Source organism: uncultured Helicobacter sp. (assembly GCF_949282165.1).
Lineage (GTDB): Bacteria > Campylobacterota > Campylobacteria > Campylobacterales > Helicobacteraceae > Helicobacter_F.
Genome location: NZ_CASDOV010000018.1, coordinates 24,071 through 45,874, shown reverse-complemented (window position 1 = coordinate 45,874; position 21,804 = coordinate 24,071). Strand labels below are relative to the sequence as shown.

21 protein-coding genes and 2 pseudogenes are annotated in these 21,804 nt (G+C 48.8%); 8 read left to right on the top strand and 15 right to left on the bottom strand.

Annotated elements, in window-relative coordinates; translation table 11 throughout:
• Positions 1-620 precede the first annotated feature (620 nt).
• The 11 genes and pseudogenes from ACH2BK_RS08545 to ACH2BK_RS08495 all read right to left on the bottom strand — a co-directional run.
• A pseudogene (locus ACH2BK_RS08545) lies at positions 621-836 on the bottom strand (MBOAT family protein); the annotation flags it as partial.
• A gap of 109 nt (positions 837-945) precedes the next feature.
• Positions 946-1,263, bottom strand: coding sequence for a hypothetical protein (locus ACH2BK_RS08540; RefSeq protein ID WP_394997942.1), 318 nt, complete (start codon positions 1,261-1,263; stop codon positions 946-948).
• 40 nt (positions 1,264-1,303) lie between these two features.
• Positions 1,304-2,632 (bottom strand): peptidase U32 family protein, encoded by a 1,329-nt coding sequence (locus ACH2BK_RS08535; RefSeq protein ID WP_394997944.1) that lies wholly within the window; start codon positions 2,630-2,632, stop codon positions 1,304-1,306.
• Positions 2,633-2,664: 32 nt separating this feature from the next.
• Positions 2,665-3,348, bottom strand: coding sequence for a chemotaxis protein (locus tag ACH2BK_RS08530; protein ID WP_394997945.1), 684 nt, complete (start codon positions 3,346-3,348; stop codon positions 2,665-2,667).
• Positions 3,349-3,465: 117 nt separating this feature from the next.
• Entirely contained in the window at positions 3,466-3,741 is a 276-nt protein-coding gene (locus tag ACH2BK_RS08525; protein WP_394997947.1) for a DUF362 domain-containing protein, read from the bottom strand.
• Positions 3,742-3,847: 106 nt separating this feature from the next.
• The gene (locus tag ACH2BK_RS08520; protein WP_394997949.1) at positions 3,848-4,345 is read right to left on the bottom strand and encodes a chemotaxis protein CheW; all 498 of its coding nucleotides are present in this window, start codon (positions 4,343-4,345) and stop codon (positions 3,848-3,850) included.
• Between the two features lie 4 nt (positions 4,346-4,349).
• Positions 4,350-6,737 (bottom strand): chemotaxis protein CheW, encoded by a 2,388-nt coding sequence (locus ACH2BK_RS08515; protein WP_395003372.1) that lies wholly within the window; start codon positions 6,735-6,737, stop codon positions 4,350-4,352.
• Between the two features lie 58 nt (positions 6,738-6,795).
• A complete protein-coding gene (locus tag ACH2BK_RS08510) occupies positions 6,796-7,740 on the bottom strand; it encodes a chemotaxis protein CheW (protein ID WP_395003370.1) in 945 nt (314 codons plus the stop codon).
• Positions 7,733-8,557 carry a metallophosphoesterase gene (locus tag ACH2BK_RS08505; RefSeq protein WP_395003368.1) on the bottom strand — a complete coding sequence of 275 codons (825 nt, stop codon included), beginning with the start codon at positions 8,555-8,557 and terminating at the stop codon, positions 7,733-7,735. Before ACH2BK_RS08505 ends, ACH2BK_RS08510 begins: the two co-directional genes overlap by 8 nt.
• Positions 8,558-9,598 (bottom strand): N-acetyl-gamma-glutamyl-phosphate reductase, encoded by a 1,041-nt coding sequence (argC, locus tag ACH2BK_RS08500; protein WP_395003366.1) that lies wholly within the window; start codon positions 9,596-9,598, stop codon positions 8,558-8,560.
• Positions 9,595-10,998 (bottom strand): M20/M25/M40 family metallo-hydrolase, encoded by a 1,404-nt coding sequence (locus tag ACH2BK_RS08495; RefSeq protein WP_395003364.1) that lies wholly within the window; start codon positions 10,996-10,998, stop codon positions 9,595-9,597. The genes argC and ACH2BK_RS08495 overlap by 4 nt, the downstream gene beginning before the upstream one ends.
• A 103-nt stretch (positions 10,999-11,101) precedes the next feature.
• On the opposite strand from ACH2BK_RS08495, the gene ACH2BK_RS08490 reads away from it, so the two are divergent.
• The gene (locus tag ACH2BK_RS08490; RefSeq protein WP_395003362.1) at positions 11,102-12,562 is read left to right on the top strand and encodes a mannose-1-phosphate guanylyltransferase/mannose-6-phosphate isomerase; all 1,461 of its coding nucleotides are present in this window, start codon (positions 11,102-11,104) and stop codon (positions 12,560-12,562) included.
• On the opposite strand, the gene ACH2BK_RS08485 is transcribed toward ACH2BK_RS08490, so the two are convergent.
• Positions 12,536-13,000: a hypothetical protein gene (locus ACH2BK_RS08485; RefSeq protein WP_395003360.1), complete on the bottom strand. Its 465-nt coding sequence runs from the start codon at positions 12,998-13,000 to the stop codon at positions 12,536-12,538. The two genes, ACH2BK_RS08490 and ACH2BK_RS08485, sit on opposite strands and share 27 nt — an antisense overlap.
• A gap of 175 nt (positions 13,001-13,175) precedes the next feature.
• Between ACH2BK_RS08485 and ACH2BK_RS08480 the strand changes: the two genes are divergently transcribed.
• From ACH2BK_RS08480 to ACH2BK_RS08450, 7 genes and pseudogenes are all read left to right on the top strand, one after another.
• Complete coding sequence (locus ACH2BK_RS08480; RefSeq protein WP_395003358.1) at positions 13,176-13,742, top strand: hypothetical protein; 567 nt, start codon at positions 13,176-13,178, stop codon at positions 13,740-13,742.
• Entirely contained in the window at positions 13,681-14,391 is a 711-nt protein-coding gene (flgH, locus tag ACH2BK_RS08475) for a flagellar basal body L-ring protein FlgH (RefSeq protein ID WP_395003376.1), read from the top strand. Before ACH2BK_RS08480 ends, flgH begins: the two co-directional genes overlap by 62 nt.
• Positions 14,379-15,200 (top strand): cytidylyltransferase domain-containing protein, encoded by an 822-nt coding sequence (locus ACH2BK_RS08470; RefSeq protein WP_395003356.1) that lies wholly within the window; start codon positions 14,379-14,381, stop codon positions 15,198-15,200. Before flgH ends, ACH2BK_RS08470 begins: the two co-directional genes overlap by 13 nt.
• A complete protein-coding gene (locus ACH2BK_RS08465; protein ID WP_395003354.1) occupies positions 15,200-16,171 on the top strand; it encodes a hypothetical protein in 972 nt (323 codons plus the stop codon). The genes ACH2BK_RS08470 and ACH2BK_RS08465 overlap by 1 nt, the downstream gene beginning before the upstream one ends.
• A 6-nt stretch (positions 16,172-16,177) precedes the next feature.
• Positions 16,178-16,663 (top strand): annotated as a pseudogene (gene pseH, locus ACH2BK_RS08460) (UDP-4-amino-4,6-dideoxy-N-acetyl-beta-L-altrosamine N-acetyltransferase); the annotation flags it as partial.
• A gap of 9 nt (positions 16,664-16,672) precedes the next feature.
• Complete coding sequence (gene pseI, locus ACH2BK_RS08455; protein ID WP_395003374.1) at positions 16,673-17,728, top strand: pseudaminic acid synthase; 1,056 nt, start codon at positions 16,673-16,675, stop codon at positions 17,726-17,728.
• Positions 17,729-17,849: 121 nt separating this feature from the next.
• Positions 17,850-18,131 (top strand): HU family DNA-binding protein, encoded by a 282-nt coding sequence (locus ACH2BK_RS08450; protein WP_394997966.1) that lies wholly within the window; start codon positions 17,850-17,852, stop codon positions 18,129-18,131.
• A 79-nt stretch (positions 18,132-18,210) separates the two neighbouring features.
• Here the strand turns inward: ACH2BK_RS08450 and ACH2BK_RS08445 are convergent, their stop codons facing one another.
• The 3 genes from ACH2BK_RS08445 to ACH2BK_RS08435 are packed head-to-tail and all read right to left on the bottom strand — an operon-like array spanning position 18,211 to position 21,761.
• On the bottom strand, positions 18,211-19,113 hold the full coding sequence (locus ACH2BK_RS08445; RefSeq protein WP_394997968.1) for an NAD(P)H-dependent glycerol-3-phosphate dehydrogenase: 903 nt from the start codon (positions 19,111-19,113) through the stop codon (positions 18,211-18,213).
• 2 nt (positions 19,114-19,115) lie between these two features.
• On the bottom strand, positions 19,116-20,534 hold the full coding sequence (locus ACH2BK_RS08440; protein ID WP_394997969.1) for an alanine/glycine:cation symporter family protein: 1,419 nt from the start codon (positions 20,532-20,534) through the stop codon (positions 19,116-19,118).
• A gap of 48 nt (positions 20,535-20,582) precedes the next feature.
• Positions 20,583-21,761 (bottom strand): MFS transporter, encoded by a 1,179-nt coding sequence (locus tag ACH2BK_RS08435; RefSeq protein WP_394997970.1) that lies wholly within the window; start codon positions 21,759-21,761, stop codon positions 20,583-20,585.
• Positions 21,762-21,804 lie beyond the last annotated feature (43 nt).

Here is a 21,804-nt window from a genome sequence, read left to right as displayed (position 1 = left end):
TGCACACCACGAAGCGGGCGAGGGGCGGTATGCACTTGCGTGCTACACATTTTATGTGATTTTTGCTGCGCAAAAATGGCGCAATTTTACAATTGCGCTCGGCTTGCGCTATTGCGCACATTATTATTTGAATCTGAAGTATCAAAATGAGATTCTAAGCCTTCCTTAGATTCTGAATCTGTCTTACATTCCGCGCTTGGCTTTGCCTCATTACAATGTGTAGGTGCGATAGCACCAACCATCTCTCGCCCTTGTCGTGGTGGCAAAAATGCGTTAAAAAAATGCAGGAGTGCATTTTTAGCATTTTTGACTAGACAAGGAAAAAGCGAGGCTCTCCCCTTGATTGCCGTGCCAAAGGCTTGCAAGCAAAGCGCAGCAAAAACAGCGGCGGCTTTTTCGGGGCTAAGGGGAGCGGGGAGGGGATAAACCCCTTTTTGCGAAAAAACAAAACGATTTTGAGAATCTAAACAATATCCGTGAGAATGCGAATCTAAGAGGCTAGATTCTGAGCTTTGATGAGATCGTGAATCTGTTGGAATAGATTCTATAAAAGCCTTAGATTTTAAGCCCGCACTAGATTCTGAATCCGTGCTAGATTGCGTGCAAGCAAAATTTCCCTCATCGCTCAAGGCGCGATGCCTATAGCAATCCACCAAAAAGGCAATTTGCTGAAAAGTCACAAAAGAGAGCGCAAGGGGCAGGAGAATATGGGGCAGGGGAATGCTAAAGTCTAGGTGCGCTAGCTGCGTGAAAAGATTAAAATTTTCTAAGAAAAAATCGGTGTATTTAAAAAATCCAAGTAAGCAGAGATTAAAACCTATGCCTAGGATAAGCAAGAATCTCGGGGTGAGCGGGGAGTGGGTGCGTTTTTTGGGCTGTTGGTTGTTTGGGTTTTGGGGCTTTGTGGAGGCGTTGCGTGGGTAGGGATCTAGCGCGGCGTGCGGGCTAGATCCTGCCCTGTGCTGCCCCCCCCCCCAATTTGCTTACAGGATAATCACTAGCGAGGCTGTGCGCACAGGCGCGCGATGAGCGTGAGGGGAAGCGCAAAATCGCAAGGGCAAAGAGGTAATTTATCACAATCGAGCCCAAAAGTATGGGGAGATACTCGAGCTTAAAATACGCGTAGAAAAAAAGCGAGGCGAGCACCAAAAAGAGCTTGGCACAGGTGTATGAGGCGGCAAAGGGCAGGGATTTGAGGATATGGAAGCCTAGCCACACAAAGGGCAGAAACGCAAAGATAAAGATATAGGAGGAGAAAAGCATAACAATCCTTAGGAGTGGGGTTGCGCGTGTATCGCGTGTCTCATAGTCTTTGACGCAAAAAGCTAAATGCCGGCAGGGGTAGGGGCAAAAGGAAGTGGTTGGTGTTGCCACTATGGATAGAATCTAGCTCCTTGCCATTTTCTAGCACGATTTTAAAAAAGCGCATATAATGCGCGCCATCGTGCTCGTATATCTCGCCTAGCTCGTTTTTGCCACACACGATGTGTGAATCTAGCGGCGCGACGATCTGCAGGGGCTTGTGCGGGATAATGGTGTGCTTGCAGAGTGCCTTATCGCCGCTTGGGGCGACTTGGGCATTGACTTGGTAGCTTCCCTCGCTGATGGCGGTTTGGTGGTTTTGTGTGTCAAGGCGGCTATGGGGGCGATGCACGAGATAGCCATCGCTAAAACCGCGATTTTTGAGCGTGTGGAGCTCGGACTGATAGAATCTCTCATCAAACGCACCCGCATAATAGTCGTCAATCGCCTTGCGGTAGGTGCGTGCGGTGATCGCGGCGTAATACGCTGACTTGGTGCGCCCCTCGATTTTGAGCGCATTGATCGCTCCAGAATCTAAGATTTCTCTAAGGTGGCTTGCGAGATTGAGATCTTTGGAATTAAAAATATGCGTGCCCACGCCCTCGCTCTCCTCAAGTCTCATCATCACGCCATTATCGGGGTTTTTGACATAAAACTCCCGCCCATCAAAGCGTATGAGCTCATCATTTGCGAGGTTGCGCACATAGTATTCATAATCAAAGCGGCAGTCATTGGCGCAACTCCCGCGGTTGGGCACTCTGCCATTTTGCAGTGCCGAGATGAGGCAGCGTCCCGAGAAGGCAAAGCACATCGAGCCATGCACGAAAATTTCTAACTCTAAGTCGGGCAGGGCTTTTTTTATCTCTATGGCGTCTTTGAGGCTAAGCTCGCGCGCGGCTACTATGCGCTTCACGCCCATTTCATAAAACACCTGCGCATCAAGGACATTGAGCACATTGGCTTGGGTGGAGAGGTGGATGGGGATTTGGGGCGCGATGGTTTTGGAGAGCTTGAGCACGCCCGGAGCAGCGATGATAAAGGCATCGGGCTTGAGCTCTGCCATTTTGGCTATGTGGGACTCTAGGAGTTTTAGCTGGGCGTTGAAAGGGAAGCCGTTGATGGTTACATAGATTTTTTTGCCAAGGGCGTGTGTGTAATCAACCGCTTGTGCGAAGGTCTCAAAGTCAAATTCCTTGCCAGAGCGCGAACGCAGTGAAAAATGGCTAACGCCGCCATACACGACATCTGCGCCATAGGCAAGGGCGATTTTGAGTTTTTGAAAATTGCCCGCGGGTGAGAGGAGCTCACATTTTTTGAGAGAATCTGACATATAAGGCTCTTAAGGCTCTATTTGGCAGGGCTCTACTTGGCGCCAAATGAGGCGATGAGCGCCTCGATATCGTCATCGCTCGCGATATCCCCTTTGTTATCGCCTGCGATATACACAGCGGAGCTCACGCGCTTATTATCCTCGATCTTGCCTTCAAAGAGCGAGTTCATATATTGTGCGAGGGCGCGCATTACATTGATCACGCGCTCGATTTTTTGGCGATGGATATCTTGGTATTGCATAATATCCATAGCCTGCATAGACGCATCGCTCACTTCATCGCAGTAGTTTATGGCTTCTTTGAGGGTGGCTTTGGTGTGGGTGATCTCCTCCATAGTTTTGGTAAATGTCTGCACATTTGGGAAACTCTCGCAGAGCTTGCTAAAGAGCTCCTCTTGGGAGTCGAGGAATTTTTTGATTTGCTTGAGCTTTTTGGCGGCATTATCGGCTGCTGATCCCATAATCTCGAGCTGATCAAAAATCTGTGTGGCTTTGACTTCTGAATCCTTGGTAACATCATCAAGCTGATGAACGACTTTGTGATCGTCGGTTGGAGGTGGTGGGGGCCATTTTTTGTCGGCTTCTACGCGATAGTTTTCCATATTGAGTTCTGATGATTCGCTAGTGTTGTTTTGGGATGGGGTATCGTCCTCTTGTGCAACAACATCATCGAGATTGTCGCTATTCATCAGCATATTGAGTTCTTCTTGGGTCATAATACGCCTTCAAAATGATTTTGTGGGGAATTATAGGATATTTTATTTTATGTTTTTGTTAAATCTTGGGTTTTGGAGAAAAGTTTGGATTCTAGTAAGCACTAGAATCCTAGAAAGTTACACACAAGGATGTGTGCCATCTCTCATATCTGTGGTGATAGAATCTCGGTTGGTAGAGCCGAGCTCACTCCACACGATGCAGCCATCGGTAGGACACGCACTAGCGCACGCTGGTTCGTCATTGTGCCCCACGCACTCTACGCATTTATTAGAATACACATAATAAATGCCCTCTCCTGTTGGGTTATCATCATCATCCACGATCGCCCCTACTGGACACTCATCGATACAAGAACCGCACGCTATGCAAATATCAGTAATCTTAACAGCCATCTTTACTCCCTTATTTGTTGTTGTATTTTGGTAGAACCAAAACCAAAGTATAGGATATTAATCTTAAAATAACCTAAATAATAAGAAAGTTAAGAATTATTTAACCCTAAAATGTCCGTTTTAGGAGATTCTCAAGACTTAGAATAGTGATGAGTCTATCCTCTTGCTTTCCGATACCTTGCATAAAGCTCTCCGCTCCCTCTATCGTCTCTGGGACAGGATCTATATCGTTTTGGTTGATTTTCACGGCTTCATTGAGCTTGTCGATGATTAATCCGACATTTTCATCTTGGTGCATTACGACGAGATAGCGAGTATCCTGATCCTGCTTGATAGAGGGAAGCCCAAACTTAAGGCGCAAATTGATGAGAGGAAACACACCACCCCTTAGGTTAAACACACCCACTACATAGTTTGGTGCTCCCGGAACTCTCGTGTATTCCATAGGCTTGATGATTTCTTTGACATTGAGGATAGGCACGGCAAACTCTTCACTCCCCACCATAAAGCTTATAACCTGTAAAGTCTCTTCAAAGAAAGCATTGTCCTCCCCTGATTTCTTTTTTTGTTGCTTTTCAAACACTTCTTTTAGCTGATTATTCATACTCTTACTCCCCATCTGTTACGAGATTGATATTGCGCCTTACGACGTTTATTAGATACTCTGGCGTATATGGTTTGGTAATGTATTCTGTCATACCAGATTCTACTCCGCGCATTCTGTCGGTTTTGCTATTTCTACTTGTTACAGCAATGAGTGGCAAATTCCTAAATTTGTTGTATTTGCGCACCTCTGAGGCAAAAGTATAGCCGTCCATCTTTGGCATTTCAATATCCACGAGCACAGCATCAAGTTGCTTATCGCCATTTTTGACGATATCTAGCGCCTCCAAGCCGTTTGAAGCCTCAAGCACCGTAACACCCAATGTTTTGAGGCATTTTTTCATAATGGCGCGATCGGTGCTGCTATCATCAATGGCAAGCACGGTATAGTCGCTTGGAGAATTTTTCACTTTTTGGGATTCCACTTCGTCAAGCATTTTGTTGATATTTACCTTCATACTCTTAGCCATATTCATCATACCAGCGACATCCACGATAAGCGTGATCTTGCCATCACCTCGCACCGTGGCGCCAGTGATACCCTCAATGCCTTTGAGATAGTAGCCAAGCGATTTGATCACCACTTCTTCTTGTCCCACGAGATAATCCACAATCACACCGATTTTCTGATCAGCCAATCCGATGATGACGACATACACCTCATTCATTGCCTCAAGCACAGAATCTACCTTGAAAATATCTGCTAAGCGCACGAGCGAGAGCACTTCATCGCGAGAGCGCAGCACGCTCTTGCCATCGACTGTGTAGATTTCATCTTGACTAATGCGCACGGTTTCTATGACAGATGAGAGTGGGATCGCGTAGTATTCCTCCTGCACGCCCACGAGCAACGCCTGCATAATCGCTAGCGTGAGAGGGATTTTGAGCTTTTGTGTTGTGCCCACGCCCTTTTCAGATTCTATCTCGATGATACCGCTAAGCTTTTCGATATTGGTTTTTACCACATCCATACCCACGCCGCGCCCAGAGACATTAGTAATGCTTTTGGCAGTAGAAAATCCGGGCTTGAAAATAATCCCAAACGCCTCTTTGTCAGACATAGAATCTGCTTCCCTCTCGCTAATTAGGCCCTTTTCTATCGCTTTTCGTTTGAGCATCTGCGCGTCAAGCCCCTTGCCATCATCGGTTACCTCAATCACGATATGGTTGCCTTCATTATAGGCTTTGAGTTGCACCGTTCCCATAGCAGGTTTGCCCAGAGCCTGTCGCTCTTCAGGAGATTCTACGCCGTGATCGCAAGAATTTCTGATGATATGCACGAGCGGATCGCCAATCTCCTCTACGATGGATTTATCCACCTCTGTTTCCTCGCCTGTAATCACAAGATCAATGTTTTTGTTAAGCTCTCTAGAGAGATCACGCACCATACGCGGGAATTTATTAAACACCTTGCCCACAGGCTGCATTCGAGTTTTCATCACTGCGAGTTGCAAATCTGTAGTGATTGATGAGATAGAGGAGACGACTTGATTGAGCTCTTCGAGGAATTTTTCCCCATCATAGCGTTCCTCCACATCGCTATAGATTTTGATAAGCCTGTTTTTGCCAAGCACCAATTCCCCGATGAGATTCATCAAATGATCTAGGCGGCGCACATCCACGCGCACTGTTTGTTCGACATTGGTCGCTGGAGCACCGCCATCTTCTTTTTTGGCTCCAGCTTTTGGTTTGGCGGCAGCGGGCTTGGGGGCTTGGGGGCTTGGGGTAGATTGTGCTTCTTTTGGCTCGCTTGGTGCCTGCACATTGGGGGCTAGTCCTTGTTTTTTGAGCTCCTCTCGACGCGCCTTGTCGGCTTCTTGACGTTTTTTCAAAAGCCTCTCGATTTCCGCCTCTACCTGCTCCCCACTCATTGAGGAATAATCCAAATCTGGCTCATCAGCAAGCGGATTATCCGTAGCATTTACGCTTTGCTCTGCCGGTTTAGAATCTTCCTTGTTAGTTTCTTGGCTAGCCTCTTGTGCTGGGGCTTTTTCCTCGCCACTATCGCCAGAAACCTCTTGGAGTCGCTTGACAATATCTGTGATATCAATGCCGCTATTTGCGTCTGTCCCATTGTCCCTAATCGCACTCAAAAGTGCCTTCATCAAATCCACAGATTGCAGCACCACATCCATAACATCGGGAGTGATTTTTAGCTCTGCACGACGCGCTTTGTTGAGCACATCTTCCATATGATGTGTTAGGCTCGTTAAGATATCAAAATTCAAAAACGAGCTTGAACCCTTGATCGTGTGCGCCACGCGAAAGATTCTGTTGAGTAGGTCCAAATCTTCAGGATTACTTTCTAGCTCCACCAAGTCTTGATCGAGCTGCTCTACCATCTCGAAAGCCTCTATGAGAAAGTCCTCCATTATCTCTTGTATATCGTCCATTGCCTAACCTCACTTTCAAAATTTAAACTCTGCCCGCCATTCTAACAGAATTTATTTCTTATTTTGATAAAATTCGAGATATTTCATCATAAAATAACCCCGTATCGAATTTTATCAGATACGCCTCCGCCCCGATTTCCTTGCTTTTTTCTTCACTCAGATTGTCACAGATTGAGGAGTTGAACATAATGGGAATATCCTTAAAACGCTCATCTTGCTTGACTTGCGCGGCGAAGTGGAAACCATCCATTTGGGGCATTTCCACATCCGAGATAATGATTTTTAAATGCTCGCTTAGATTCTCTTGATACTGCTCGTATAATCGCTCGAGCTTTTGTATGCCATCTTCGCCATTGACTGCCTCAATGATATCAAACCCCGCGTCCCTAAGTGAAGTGCGCAGGAGTTTGCGTGCGACGAGACTATCATCTAAAATCAGCGCAAAACCGCTAAATTTGGGCACTTCTTTTTGGCTCCCGTCCTCATTGATCATATTTTTCATCGGATCGTAGAAGTTGCAATCATCTAAAATCCCCTCCAAATCCAAAATCAGCAATGTCCTGCCATCTTCTATGGGCGTTGTGCCCGTGATTTTACCGCGTTGATTGTCGTTGCTTACATTAAACGCCGCGCCCTCGATATCTTTCCAATTAATCCGCCTAATCCTCTTTGCCTCGTGGATGATAAAGCCAATCTTGATATTATTAAATTTCGCCACGATGACTTTTTGGCTCGTTTTTGAAGTGTCTGTCTGCACACACATCCACCTGCCCAAATCCACTAGCGGTATGATCTCTCCGCGCAGATCAAATGTCCCCACCACATAATCAGGTGCAGCCGGGAGATCAAAGACATGATCGGGGAACTCCACCACGCCATCGACTTTGGAGACATTGATCCCATACACGCCCTCATAGCTTTCTTCGCCATGTATCTCGTAGATTCTAAAATCCACCAATTCCATTTCGTTTGTCGCAAGATTTAACAGACTTTTTTTAGCCATTCTTACCCCTAGTTTGTGATTGACAAATGCCAAATTGTAGCCTAAAGATGCTTCCATCAATATAAAATGAGGGCAAACACGCATAAAAAACGCGCCCCCCTCCCGCCTCTAGCCACATCTCGCGCCCTAGGTGGAAGTGCCCCTCGATGATGATGTGTGGTAGAGCCTTGTATCGCTTGAGGAAGTAGGTTTGATACGATTGCGCGCGGCGTGCGCAAAACTCCTCATACTCCCCCCTAAACGCGCGGATATGTTTAGAATCTATGCCTGCTTGCAGTGCCCTATACACCCACCCGCGCGAGAGCCAATCTATAGCCTTTAGCACACTAAGCCCAAAGCGGGAGTTGAGCACACCGATATAGAATCTGTATCGCTTATTTAGGAACAAATCCCCGTGCGCGAGGCTCACGATTTGCCCTCTGTAAGTGGCGATGAGGGGTTGGCGCGCACGAGGGATAAAGCGCACCTGCGCTAGAGCAGAGCCCAACGCCTCTAAGCCAAAGTCGTGATTGCCCTCAAGCCAATACACACAGCTACGCTTACTTAAATTTTGTATGCACTCTAGCAGAGCCTTGTTGGATTCTGTGCTTGTGGCGAGATTGCCCACGAGCATTTGTGCGATATCTCCCATCAAAAACACCTGCGAGCATTGCAGTGAATCTAAGCACGCTAATAGCCCCTCATCGCCTGCCTTCCAATGCGCATCCGCGACAAACACCGCATCGTCATTGATACGCAATGCCGCCGCCTCGCGCAATGCCCCCTCTAATGCCTCTTTTGGTGCTCCCTCTGATAGTTTTGGTGCGTCGCTACTCACTCACCACCCCACTTGCGGTATGCCACAATCTTGCGGCAGCCCACACATTATGTTGGCATTGACCACGGCTTGGGAGCTCGCCCCGCGCATAAGGTTGTCAATCGCGCTATTTATATACAACGCCCTGCCTCGCTTGAGCGCGAAGATATCGCACATATTGCTCCCGCGCACATCGCTCACGCGCACGCTTTGAGTGCAGATTCTCACAAAGGGCGCGCCCTCATACGCTCGCTCCAAAATCTCTAGGGGCTGTATATCCGCATACTCCTCCCTAAGCGTGGCAAACACGCTCACAAGCATACCGCGCGTAAAAGGACACAAATGTGGGACAAAATGCACGCGCGCACTCACTGCCCCAAACTGCGCGCACTTCTCCTCAATCTCGATTTGGTGGCGGTGGGTTAGTGGCGCGTAGCTAAAGATATTTTCATTGATAGTTGGGTAGTGCGTATCATCAGTGAGTTTTTTGCCCGCTCCACTCACACCGCTTTTAGCATCGACAAAGATTTCGCCCTCCACATAGGGGAGAAACGGCAGCAGTGCCAAAAGCGTGGCGGTGGGATAGCAGCCCGGATTTGCGACTAGAGAGGCGCTTGCTATGGCATTGTGCGCGTATTCAGGCAGTCCATACACCGCACGAGAGAGTCCCTCATCATCGATATGTGGGCAATACACCGCCTCATAATGCTCCGCGCTCAAGCGATAATCCGCGCTCAAATCTATGATTTTTAGTGAATCTAGCGAGCTAGATTCTGTATTTTTTTGGGCTTCTCTCAATGCCTTGACAAACTCCATCGCGCTTTTGTGTGGCAGTGCCAAAAACACCACATCGCATTGCGCGCACACATCTTTAGCGCAAGCCTTTTGCACGGGCAAATTAAGCACATTATAAAATTCCTTATGGATTTCATCTAGATTCACACCGCCTTGGGTATTTCCCACATAGCTTATCTCAAAATATGGGTGCTTGTGGAGAATCTTTAGCAAATCCGCGCCCGTGTAGCCACTCACCCCAACTATCCCTGCTCGCAATGTTTTCATACTCTCGCTCCTAGATTCTGTAATGCCCCTTGTAAAATCGCCACAAACACCCTAAGACTCTCAAGGTTTAGCCGCTCCTTGGTGCTATGGGGGAAGTCGATGGTGGGACCGATGGAGAGGATTTTAGTAGGAGTTGGTTTGCTAAGCTCGCGCAGTCGCTGCCCCAAAATCCCGCATTCTAGCCCCGCGTGAATCTGCGTGATATGCGGCGTGATACCATTTGCCTCATATAGCCCTCTCAACATAGCCAAAAGCGCGTCATCATCGCTAATATTGCGCTTCCACGCGCTATAAAAATCGCTAGATTCTACACACATACCAAACGCCCCAAGTAGCGTGCCCACACGCCGCTGCATACGCGCTAGCTTAGCATCATCATTAGCCCGTGCAAAGAGATCGAGCTCTAATGCCCCATCTTGCACGCGCGCACACGAGAGATTGAGTGAATCTATCACACTTTTGGTGCTAGATTCTATCTCATACACGCCGCTATGGAGCGCGATGATGGGCGAGAGGATCTCTGCTGCGTAGGCGTGGGATTGCGCGCTAGATTCTAAGGGCGTGCTAGATTCTGAATGCGGGGCGGATTTTGCGCTAGATTCTGTGCCAGATTTTAGAGGCGTGATGGCAAACATCGCATTGGCGTATTGGCAAAAATCCTCACCAGCCACCACCACGCATTCCACGCCCACAGGGATAGAGTTGCGCTTCTCCCCTGCGCGCAGTGAGAGAATCTGCGCGGGCTTGTCGATGAGAAAATGCGCAAACTCCACAATCGCATTAGGGATATTTTTGTGTATATCCACCCCACTATGCCCACCCACAAAGTCCTTTGAGCGTATCACAAAGGTTTTGTCGTAGATTCTGTGCGTAGGCTCTAGCTTTGAGCGCGCGCTCAGATCCATCCCGCCCGCACAGCCCAGCACGATCTCATTAATGTCTTCAGAATCCAGATTGAGCAGCACTTCAGATTCTATAAGCATTTGGAGATTTTTTGCCCCGAGCATTCCCACTTCCTCATCGTTGGTGATGAGCACTTCAAAATCGCTCATTTCTTTGCCCAGAGCCAGCATACACGCCAGCGCGATACCATTATCCGCGCCAAGACTTGAATCCCGCGCGCGCAGATACGCCACCCCCTCTATTTGCTCCTCATAAGTCTCTATGGGCGTATGACGCGACGCAGCTCCCACGCACACCATATCATAATGCCCCTGCAGACAGCACACGGGCTTAGAATCCCCTTTTTTGGCATAGATATTGCGCGCCTCATCGCTACGCACGACAAATCCGAGGCTTTCCAACTCGCGCGTGAGGTAGGCAAAAAGCTCTTTTGTGTGAAAGCTTGCGTGGGGTATGGCGCATATTTGTGCAAAATAGGCTAAGACTTCCCGATACATCATCTTTCCTTAAGGTTTTAGTGAAGTTTGCGATAATTTTTGGCATTATAGCCAAAGCAAAATGCGTTCTTACCACACCATTTTCAGCTTGAAAGGAGATTTTATGACGATTAGCATACTTTGTGGTGGCTCTGGCACGCGGCTTTGGCCCCTCTCACGCGAGCTTTTGCCCAAGCAATTTGCCCCAATCCTGCCCAGTGCCAAAGAGGCGACTTCACACCGAGAGGACGCCTCACGCAGTGGGGGCACAGACGCGCTAAACACACTCTTTGCCCACACGCTTAGGCGCAACCAACCCTTTGTCCAAAGCCACAACGCTACCTTTAGCGTCATCACTAACGATAAGCATTTCTTTTTGGCTAAAGACATTGCCCAAGATGCGGGCATAGCCATAGATTCTTTTCTCTTAGAATCTTTTGCCAAAAACACCGCGCCCGCTCTGTGCTTTGCCGCACTTAGGGCTTTAGAATCTAGCCCTGAGGAGATCCTCCTCGCCCTGCCAAGCGATCATCTCATCAAAGATGAGCCAAGCTACCAAGCGTGCATACACAAAGCCCTAGATCTCGCCCAAAAGGGCTTCCTTGTAACCTTTGGGATTAAGCCCACTTCCCCACATACCGGCTATGGCTATATCAAAGCCCAAGATGGCATCGTCGAGCAGTTTGTAGAAAAGCCCGATCTCCCCACGGCGCAGCGATACCTCCAAAGTGGCAAATACTTTTGGAATAGCGGGATGTTTTGCTTCCGCGCCGATGTGTTTTTGCGCGATCTAGGGGTGCATACTCCAAGGCTTTTAGAATCCTGCACCAAAGCCTATGAGATAAGCAAGCAAAGCGCGCCAAGCACGCAGATACTGCGCCTCGAGCCCAAAGCGTGTGAGAGCATAGAGGAGATTAGCATAGACTACGCGCTGATGGAGAAAAGCTCCAAAGTCGCGTGCGTGGAGGGGACATTTGTGTGGAACGATGTGGGGGGCTTTGAAGCACTCAAAGAGGAGTGGCAAGCTGATGAAAGGGGCAACGCCACAAAGGGCGCGTATGTGGAGCTAGATTCTACAAACAACTTTATCCTTTCTGATAAGCTTGTCGCCACTATCGGCGTGGAGAATCTCGCCATCATTAATAGCGGAGATTGCCTGCTCATCGCGCCGCTCACGCAAACCCAGCGCATAAAAGAGCTCATCCCCACGCTCAAAGCCACCTATCCGGAGCTTACACAGATTCACAACACCGCGCACAGACCTTGGGGGACTTATAGCGTGCTTTTAGAATCTCCCACTTACAAAATCAAGCAAATCGTCGTCAAGCCAAAGCATAGACTAAGCTTGCAGAAGCATTTTCATCGCAACGAGCATTGGATCGTGGTGAGCGGGAGTGCGATCGTGCAGATTGGGGAGAGGGAAGTGTTTTTGAAGGCAAATGAATCCACTTATATCCCTATGGGTGCTTCCCATCGGCTAGAAAATCCGGGCAAAATCCCCCTCGTGCTGATAGAAGTGCAGATGGGTGAGTATTTGGGGGAGGATGATATTGTGAGATTAGAGGATGATTATAAACGGTTGTGAGTTAAGGCATTGGGCTTTTTTCATGGAAAACGGCTCCTTGGGTATGCAATGCGATAAGATTGCGGATTTTTCGGAAGGCACGCTCGGTTTGTCCGCTAACCTTCCAAAAAATCCGCAAAGCTTACACAGCCACACCGCAATGACTAATTTTTTTGCTTGCAATAGCGAACTCACAGAATCCACACCACGCCAATAGGGCAAGCCAAGCGCGGAATGTAAGGCAGATTCAGAATCTAATGTGGGCTTAGAATCTAATTTAACAGAATCTCGTGTAGATTCAGAATCTAAGAAAAGATTAGATTCTAATTTTGATAATTTAGATTCAAATACAGAATCTAAACAACTTACAGAATCCACAACGCCAAAAAATCCTAGCGAGGCTTTGCTAAATACAAATAATAGTGCGTGCGCAAGCACGATGCCTAAGCGCAATTGCAAAATTGCGCCATTTTTGCAACGCAAAAATCAAATAAAATGTGTAGGTGCGATAGCACCAACCGACACTCGCCCGCTTCGTGGTGTGCAATCGTTGAGAAAAGGAGGCAGCAGTGCCTCCGCAACGATTGCGCTAGAAGCGGAAAAAGCGAGGCTCTCCCGCCAAAAGATATACTTTGTGGCTGCCGAAAAGACCCAACGGGTTGCAAGCAAAGCGCAGCAAAAAAGCGGCGCTTTATCTTTTTCGGGGCTGGGGAGAGCGGGGAGAGGGGAAACCCCTTTTCTTTTTGCGCAAACACGAGATTCTAAGAATCTAGAAAGTATTCGTGAGAATGCGATTCTAAGAAATTTAGAATCTACAGAATCTAGTGCGGATTCAGAATCTAAAACACACACAAAATCTAAAGGGATTCCAAAAAGCGAGCAAGGACAGAATCTAAGCAATGCGGAATTTGGGGAATCCAAAGCAGATTCACAATCTAGGGCATTTACAGAATCTAAGGTGGAGATTCTCAAAAGCGTAGAATTGAAAGAGGTTTTAAAAAACGAGCCAATACAGAATCTAACCCCACAAAAACCAAAGCAGATAAAAAATCCTAAGTCTAGGCTTAGCAAACCCCACGCGGAATGCCCTTTGCTTCTATCCCAAAAACACCAAAACCAAGGATTAGGTGATGAAAAAAATGAGACTATGCGCGGGATTGTGCGCTTTTGTGGGCCTTGCGAGTTTTGTGTATGCTTTTGATGCGGATATCGACTTTAGCGAGATTCCAAACTATGTCGAGGAGTCGCCCTCCCAAGAATTTATCCCAGAGATTCCGCGTGCAGGCAGTCTCTTTGGGACAGGGGATAGGCCACTATTTGCCGATAGGAGGGCGATGAAGCCCGATGATCTCATCACAGTGATTATCAGTGAAAACGCCACGGCAAACTTCACGACTAACAAAGCCTACAACGGCACGAGTGGCGGCGTGGTAACGCCCCCTAGTATCCAATATGGCGGGGCTGATGAGGAGCAGCAAAGAATCGCCCAAGAGCTCAACAACCAAAGTGCCTACACACTCACCAAAGCCAACAACACCACCAACTTCACAGGCGGGGGCAACCAAAGCCATACAGATTCTATCAACGCCACTATCACCGCGCGCATCATCAAAGTGCTAGAAAATGGCAACTACTTCATCGCTGGGCAAAAGGAGATTCTCGTCGATGGCGAGAAGCAAATCCTGCAAGTAAGCGGCGTGGTGCGCCCCTATGATGTGGAAAAAAACAACACCGTGCAAAGCCGCTACCTCGCCGATGCCAAGATCGCCTATCGCTCGGTAGGACCTATCAGCCAAACGCGTAGCAAAAATCCCGTGAGTGATGGGATAGAGAGCGTGTGGCCCTTTTAGGCAATGCTGTGAATCTCGCCATAATCCCCGCGCGCGGAGGCTCTAAGCGAATCGCAAACAAAAATATCAAACCCTTTTGTGGCAAGCCCATCATCGCCTATGCGATTGAGAACGCGCTAAAAAGCGGGATTTTTGATGAGGTTATCGTGAGCACAGATTCTGCACAGATAGCCACTATCGCCGTGCGCTATGGGGCAAAGACGCCCTTTATGCGCCCTCAAGCTCTAGCTGATGATCACACACCCACGCTCCCTGTCATCGCCCACGCGCTTGAGAGCCTGCAGGCGCGCGATGAGGACTTTATCTGCTGCCTCTATCCCGCTACGCCGCTTTTGCCCACGCACTACCTCACACAAGCCCACGCCCTGCTTTGTGAGGATAGGCGCGTGCGCTATGTGTTTGGCGCACTGGCGTATGCGCATAGCCCGTGGCGGAGCTTTAGGCTAGATTCTGTGGAGTTTGTAGATTCTGTAGATTCTGCGGGGTTTATAGAATCTAATGGGCGCGTGGATTCTAGGGCTTGCCTTTTAAACGCGCATAATGCCCACTCGCTCGCCCCCACGCTTTTGCACCCCGAGTTTGAGCACACGCGCTCCCAAGATCTCGCGCCACTCTATCACGACGCGGGGCAGTTTTATTTCGCGCGTGCTAAGAGTTTTAGGGAGCAGCTCCCCATTTTCACCCCACACTCGCGCGCGCTTATCCTTAATCCCCTCCACGCTCAGGACATCGACACACCGCAGGATTGGCAGCTTGCTGAGCTCAAATATCAGCTCACCCACCCCGCCCCCACGCCACAAGCGCAATAATGAAACTCTACCTCTTTTATGATGATGGCGCGCAGGCTGGGCTAGGGCATTATCGGCGTGTGAGCGCGCTCGCACACAAGCTCGCGCTCCTCTCCTCGCGCACAAATCCCATAGAATCTGTGCTATGCCCCATCATTACCCACAAGCTCGATGAGGTAGAAAATCTCAAGGCGTTTTGCGCGCAGATTCTATCAGGGGAGGCGTTGGGCGCGGTGGTGGATAGCTATGTGTTTGGGAGAGAGCATTTCGCGCTGCTAGATTCAGTATTCGCGCGCCTTGTGTGCTTTGATGATACCAATCGCGCCGTGTATCCGCCACAGAGTTTTATCCTCAATGCCGCGCCAAATGCCCACAAGCTCTATGCTGCGCGCATTTCAAGGCATTTGCTAGGTTTGGGATTTGGGCTAAGTGATGAGGCATTTACGCCCATCACGGCGGTGCGCGAGAGGGTGGGCGATATTTTTGTGAGCTTTGGGGGGAGCGATCTGGGCAATCTTAGCGCGCAGATTCTGCCATTTATAGAATCTAGCGTGCTTTTCGCCCCGCACAATCCCTCATTAGATTCTATGCCCTGTGTGATCCACCTCGTGCTTGGGCGACACTACCCCCACACTCCGCCCACGCGCCCTTATCTCAAGCACTATCGCGATCTTAGCCCTGTGCAAATGCACGCGCTTATGCGCCGCTGCGACATCGCCATCAGCGCGGGCGGTGGCACGCTCATCGAGCTGGCTGCTAGTCTTATGCCCACCATTATGATAGAATCCGCCCCAAATCAGCATTTCCAAATCTCGCAATTTGCCGCCCTTGGGGCATTCAAACACGCCCAAAGCCTCGCGCAAATCCCCACGCTCATACAATCCCTATTGCCAAAGTTTGCGCGCAATCAGGCTAAAACCACGCTCAAAGCCCTGCGCATAGGGCTAGAGCTAGAATCTGCCTTGGGGAATATCTTTGGCTTACACTCTTAAAAGGATATGCGTATGAATTACAAAATAGGCGATTATGAGGCGCGGGATTTTTGTGCGTGCGATAGGGAGGTGCTAGAGGAGATACTCGCGATACGCAACACTCCAGAGGTGGCGCGGTGGATGTATAGCGCGCATATCACGCACAAGGGGCATTTTGAGTTTGTGGAGCATTTGAAGCTTGATAAAACGCAACGCTACTGGGCAATCCTGCATAATGGATATATCCTTGGCGTGGGCTCGCTCACGCGTATGCGCCACCAACACGCCTATTTGGGAATCTATACCAACCCCAAAGCCACGCATATCGCGCACAAGGGGCAGGAGATTCTAAAAATCATCGAGCACATTGCCTTTGAGGAGTTGGGGCTGCATAGTTTGTTTTTAGAAGTGATGAGCACAAATGCGCGCGCGATAGATTTTTATACCAAGGCGGGATTTGGCTACAACGGCACTTTGCAGGATTTTGTGGTGAGTGATGGGAGGTTTTGTGATGTGCTCATAATGAGCAAGAGTGATGTCGCAAACTTTGAGATAGCACGCCATAGCACAAATACTGCCAAAGCACCGCTTATCGTGGCAGAGCTAAGTGCTAATCACTGCGGGAGCTTGGAGATAGCGCGCGATTCGCTGCGAGCGATCGCCCAAAGTGGCGCAAACGCCGTGAAGCTCCAAACCTACAAGCCAAGTTGCCTCACGCTAGATGCCAAAAACGAGCATTTTAGAATCCAAGGGGGATTGTGGGAGGATCGCTATCTCTATGAGCTCTATGAGGAGGCGCAAACGCCCTGGGAGTGGCATAAGGAGCTCTTTGCGCTAGGGCGTGAGCTAGGGCTAGTCGTCTTTAGCTCGCCTTTTTCTAAAGAGGGGGTGGATTTTTTAGAATCTCTGGGCTGCCCGATGTATAAAATCGCGAGTTTTGAAGTGCTAGATCTCGAGCTAGTGGAGTATGTGGCGCGGCTTAAGAAACCTATGATCCTCTCAAGTGGCGTGGCTGACGATCGCGAGCTGCACGAGGCGATCACGCTGTGCAAAAAGTGTGGCGTGCGCGATCTCACGCTGCTGCTTTGCGCGAGTGCGTATCCCGCACCCCTAGATTCTGTGCATTTGGCGAGTATGCCCACATTTGCGCAAAAATATGGCGTGAAGTTTGGGCTCTCTGATCACACGCTTGGCACGCTATGTGCGAGTGTGGCGGTGGCATTGGGTGCGAGCGTGGTGGAGAAGCATTTCATACTAGATAAAAGCCTGCAGAGTGCCGATAGTGCCTTTAGCTTGGATGCGCAAGAGTTTGGCGCGCTGGTAAGGGAGATACACAATGTGTGCGAGATGATGGGGGAGGGGGAGTGTATGCCCACACAAAAAAGGGGGCGTGAGTTTGCGCGGAGCATTTGGGTGGTGCGCGATATAGGCGAGGGCGAGGAGCTCAGTGCTGAAAATATCAAGGTGCTGCGCCCAAATGGCGGGCTACACCCTAGAATCTACAAAAGTCTGCTAGGGCGCAAAGCGGCTAGGGCACTGAAGTTTGGGCAGCCGCTCACACAGGGCGATGTGCTATAAATACGCATTGTGCGTAAATTTTTGCCAAAAAAATGCCAAAAACGCGTTAAATCCTTGACTTTTGCGCAAAAATTGCTACAATATGCGTGTTTTTTAAATTTCATTAAGAAAGGGGTTCATCATGAACAAGGCAAGCTTTATAGATCTCGTTAAGACTACAGGAAAGTTCGAAACTAAAAAAGACGCTGAAAGAGCGGTAAATGCTTTCACAGAGGCGGTAGAAAAAGCACTTGCTAAAAAAGAGAGCGTGGAGCTCGTTGGTTTTGGTAAATTTGAAACTGCAGTGCAAAAAGCAAAGAGCGGTAAAGTCCCCGGAACTAACAAAACTTACACTACTAAAGAAAAGAGAGTGCCTAAGTTTAGACCCGGTAAGGCTCTAAAAGATCTCGTGAGCAAAAAATAAGGCTTTATAGCTCTAGGGAGACGCCCCCTAGAGCTCTCCTCCCACCACTTCCTTACACAACTCTTTTAAGATTTCTCTCTTATTTCATCAATGTTTCAAGACTTTTACTGATATGTTTGCCATTGATTATTGCGCACACTTCACTAGCGATAGGCACATAGATACGCTCTCTCTCTCCTATTTGCGTGATAGCCTGTGAAGTCCGCACGCCTTCAGCTACTTCGCCTAGCTCGCATAGAATCTCTTGCATACTTTTGCCTTGAGCGAGCCCAAGCCCCACGCGATAGTTGCGCGACATCGTGGAGTTTGAAGTCAAAAACAAATCTCCAGCACCCGAGAGCCCCAAAAAAGTCTCCATTTGCGCCCCAAAGTGCTCTCCAAAGCGATTCATCTCCACAAGCCCGCGTGCTAGCAGTGAAGCTTTGGCGTTTGCCCCCAGATTTAGCCCATCGCATATCCCCGCAGCGATGGCGATGACATTTTTATACGCTCCAGCGATTTCCCCACCTATCACATCGGGGCTTTCATAGGTTTTGATAAAGCTTGGCATAAGCGCGCCAAACTCCCGTGCAAGCGCGAGGTTGCGCGTATGGATCACAAGTGCGCAGGGCAGTGAGCGCAAAACTTCTGAGGCGAAGCTCGGTCCGCAGAGGTAGGCGACATTGTTTTGTGAGGTAAAATGCTCATAAATATCGCTCACAAAGGCATTGTACTCTGTTTCTATGCCCTTAGAAGCAGCGAGGATTTTGCAATTTTTTGGGAGATTCACACTCGCTAGCCAGCCCCGCAGCGCGTTTGTCGCGATGGCTATCACAAAATATTCACTCTCCAGTGCCTCGCTTAGCCCTACTTGCTTGATATTTGGCGCAAGCGAGTGCGTGAGATCGCGCCTAGAGACGATACACACCTCATTTTTTTGCGAGAGTCCAAAGGCTAGAGCCCTGCCCCACGAGCCACCGCCAAACACACTAACGCGCGCCATTGCTATTTCCAGCACTCGGTGTTTGTGAGCCCCACATCAGCGGCTTTAAAATGCGGATCTTTGCCCTCTTTGCGTTGTTTCTCGTAGTCTCTTAGCACGCGCAATGCGATATTACCAAGCAGGAGGATCGCCACGATATTAGTGAGTGCCATAAGCCCCATAAACACATCTGCCAAATCCCACGCGAGTTTAAAATCTATCTGTGTGCCGGCAAACACCATAGCCACCGCGCTTGCACGGAAGATATTGAGTGCGAGTTTGTTTTGTGTGATAAATTTGAAATTCATCTGTGCGTAGAAAAAATTGCCAATAAGCGAGGTAAAGGCAAAGAGCACCACCGCAATGCTCACAAAATGCAATCCAAACTCCCCAAAATACCCCTGCATCACCCTTTGCATAATCGCCATACCCTTTAAATCCTGCAAATTCTCCTGTGAGCAGAGCACCATTAGCGCAGTAGCGGTGCAGATGATGATCGTATCGATAAACACAGAGAGTGTCTGCACCATACCTTGTTTGGCAGGGTGCGTGGTGTGTGCGGCAGCAGCGGCATTAGGCGCAGAGCCCATACCCGCTTCGTTTGAAAACAATCCGCGTTTAATGCCTATCACCATCGCACTACCCGCAAATCCCCCAAAAATCGCCTCAAAATCAAAAGCCTGCTCAAGGATATGGGCAAACACACGAGGCAGCTCATCAATATGGCTCACGATCACCACAGCCGCCACGCCAAAATACCCAATCGCCATAATGGGCACGAGGATTGAAGTGATGAATGCCGAAGATTTGTTTTTGCCATAAAAAAACCCTACCACAAGCATAGATAGCAAGATGCCAAGAAAGATTCTGAAATAGCCATTTTGGAATGAATCTGAGCCGATATAGATCTCAAACGCAGAAGTGAGCGTATAGGACTGCAAGCCGTTAAATCCATAGGTAAAGCACAAAATAAGCGAGATGGCAAACACGATCCCAAAGCCCCTTGAGCCCAACGCGCTTTGGATATAATACGCCGGACCGCCTTTGTAGTTATACGCGCCGTCTTTGCGCTTATACACCTGCGCGAGCGTGCTCTCTATAAACGCACTTGCCCCACCAAGCAGAGCCGTGATCCACATCCAAAACAGCGCACCCACACCGCCCATACTCATCGCCACCGAAACGCCCACGATATTGCCTATACCCACGCGTGAGGCGGTAGAGATCATCAACGCCCCAAATGGCGAGACGTGCTCCTCGTGGGACTTTTCTCGCAAAATCTTAAAAACCTGTGGCAAAAAGCGAAACTGAATAAAGCGCGTGCGGATACTAAAATAAATCCCGCACGCAAGAAGCGTGAAAACCAAAATATAGGTATAAAGATAGGTGTTTGTCTGATCGAGCAACTCTATAAAAGCCTGAAGTGAAAAAAAATCCTGCATTACATTCCTCCTCAAAAATCCAAAATCCTAGCCAAAAAGCCCTTAATATCACATTTTTCTTAAGCCCACCACCCCCAAAAGTGCAAAAATCACTACACCAAGCCCCAAAAAAAGCTCCAAAAGCCCATAAGCGCGTATGAATGGCTGCGTGATGAGTGGGGAGGCGAATTGCCCAAAAAACATACAAGAGCTCATAAGCCCCATAGCCTTACCTCTTTGATGAGGTTTGGCAATGCTAAAAAGATAGGAGTTGTTATTGACAAGGATTAGCCCCCCGCCACAACCAAGCAAAATCAGCCCCACAAGCACGATGGAGTATGTGTGAAAGGTAAAAAATAGCAAAAACGCGCTCCCCATCGCCGCAAGGGCGAGCATATAGACTTGCTTGATGCTAAGGTAGATTCTGATACGCTCATAAAAAAGCGCGATCACGCCAAACGCCACCGCAGAGATCGCCATAGAGATTCCCACGATTTTGGGGCTCTCATGCAGGTATTGGGTGATAAAAAAGGGCAGGCGCGTGGGCGAGACAAAGTAGGTAACCATCACAAAAAACCCCATAAAATACACAGGGAGAAACGCCCAGATTCTAAAAGGCTCATCGCTATGAATCTCGTGTGATGCGCCCTTTGGAGTTTTGGGCTCAAAGAGATACACACTCGCTAAGACAAAAAACACAAAGCCCAAAAAATACACCAAAAACGGATACCGCCAGCTAAGCGCGGAGAGATACCCCGCTAGGCTCAAAAACACCGCGCTCCCGCCCGCAGTGGCAAAGCCCTGCACACCGAGCATTTTTTGTCGCTCGCTGCCTGTGTAGTAGCTCGCCACTAGCACCGAGGCAGAAGTCATCACAAACGCCGTGGCTATACCAAAAATCGCGCGTGAGATGAGCAGAGAATAAATATCATCAAGCCAGAATCCAAGCACTCCTGCAATGCTCCAAACCACCATTGAGGGGAGCAAAAATCGCACTTTCCCAAAGGTATCAATTGCAATGCCGGCTATGGGCGAGAAAAACATCACAAAGAGTGAAGGCAGAGTGAGGATAAGCGGCACGAGCACATCGGCGTGAGGGATATGGGCAAAATGCTCATTGAGCGCGGGGAGTGATGGGGCGATAACGACATTGCCTAGCACCGTCATCGAGGTGCTCGCAAACAACGCCACCAAAAACAGGGGCTTGTGCGTGAGGGCGTGCATTTTTTGTTCAAATTTTGTGGGCAAAACCATTCCTTTTGTCGTGGATAGAATCTAAGCTCATCATAGC

Coding starts and splice junctions, on each gene's coding strand:
- ACH2BK_RS08520 (WP_394997949.1), bottom strand. CDS start 4,345: ATGAATAATCAGCTAAAAGAAGTGTTTGAAAAGCAACAAAAAAAGAAA.
- pseI (WP_395003374.1), top strand. CDS start 16,673: ATGAGCAAGAGTGATGTCGCAAACTTTGAGATAGCACGCCATAGCACA.
- ACH2BK_RS08465 (WP_395003354.1), top strand. CDS start 15,200: ATGAAACTCTACCTCTTTTATGATGATGGCGCGCAGGCTGGGCTAGGG.
- argC (WP_395003366.1), bottom strand. CDS start 9,598: ATGAAAACATTGCGAGCAGGGATAGTTGGGGTGAGTGGCTACACGGGC.
- ACH2BK_RS08515 (WP_395003372.1), bottom strand. CDS start 6,737: ATGGACGATATACAAGAGATAATGGAGGACTTTCTCATAGAGGCTTTC.
- ACH2BK_RS08440 (WP_394997969.1), bottom strand. CDS start 20,534: ATGCAGGATTTTTTTTCACTTCAGGCTTTTATAGAGTTGCTCGATCAG.
- ACH2BK_RS08450 (WP_394997966.1), top strand. CDS start 17,850: ATGAACAAGGCAAGCTTTATAGATCTCGTTAAGACTACAGGAAAGTTC.
- ACH2BK_RS08490 (WP_395003362.1), top strand. CDS start 11,102: ATGACGATTAGCATACTTTGTGGTGGCTCTGGCACGCGGCTTTGGCCC.
- ACH2BK_RS08510 (WP_395003370.1), bottom strand. CDS start 7,740: ATGGCTAAAAAAAGTCTGTTAAATCTTGCGACAAACGAAATGGAATTG.
- ACH2BK_RS08525 (WP_394997947.1), bottom strand. CDS start 3,741: ATGGCTGTTAAGATTACTGATATTTGCATAGCGTGCGGTTCTTGTATC.
- ACH2BK_RS08495 (WP_395003364.1), bottom strand. CDS start 10,998: ATGTATCGGGAAGTCTTAGCCTATTTTGCACAAATATGCGCCATACCC.
- ACH2BK_RS08540 (WP_394997942.1), bottom strand. CDS start 1,263: ATGCTTTTCTCCTCCTATATCTTTATCTTTGCGTTTCTGCCCTTTGTG.
- ACH2BK_RS08535 (WP_394997944.1), bottom strand. CDS start 2,632: ATGTCAGATTCTCTCAAAAAATGTGAGCTCCTCTCACCCGCGGGCAAT.
- flgH (WP_395003376.1), top strand. CDS start 13,681: ATGAGACTATGCGCGGGATTGTGCGCTTTTGTGGGCCTTGCGAGTTTT.
- ACH2BK_RS08530 (WP_394997945.1), bottom strand. CDS start 3,348: ATGACCCAAGAAGAACTCAATATGCTGATGAATAGCGACAATCTCGAT.
- ACH2BK_RS08445 (WP_394997968.1), bottom strand. CDS start 19,113: ATGGCGCGCGTTAGTGTGTTTGGCGGTGGCTCGTGGGGCAGGGCTCTA.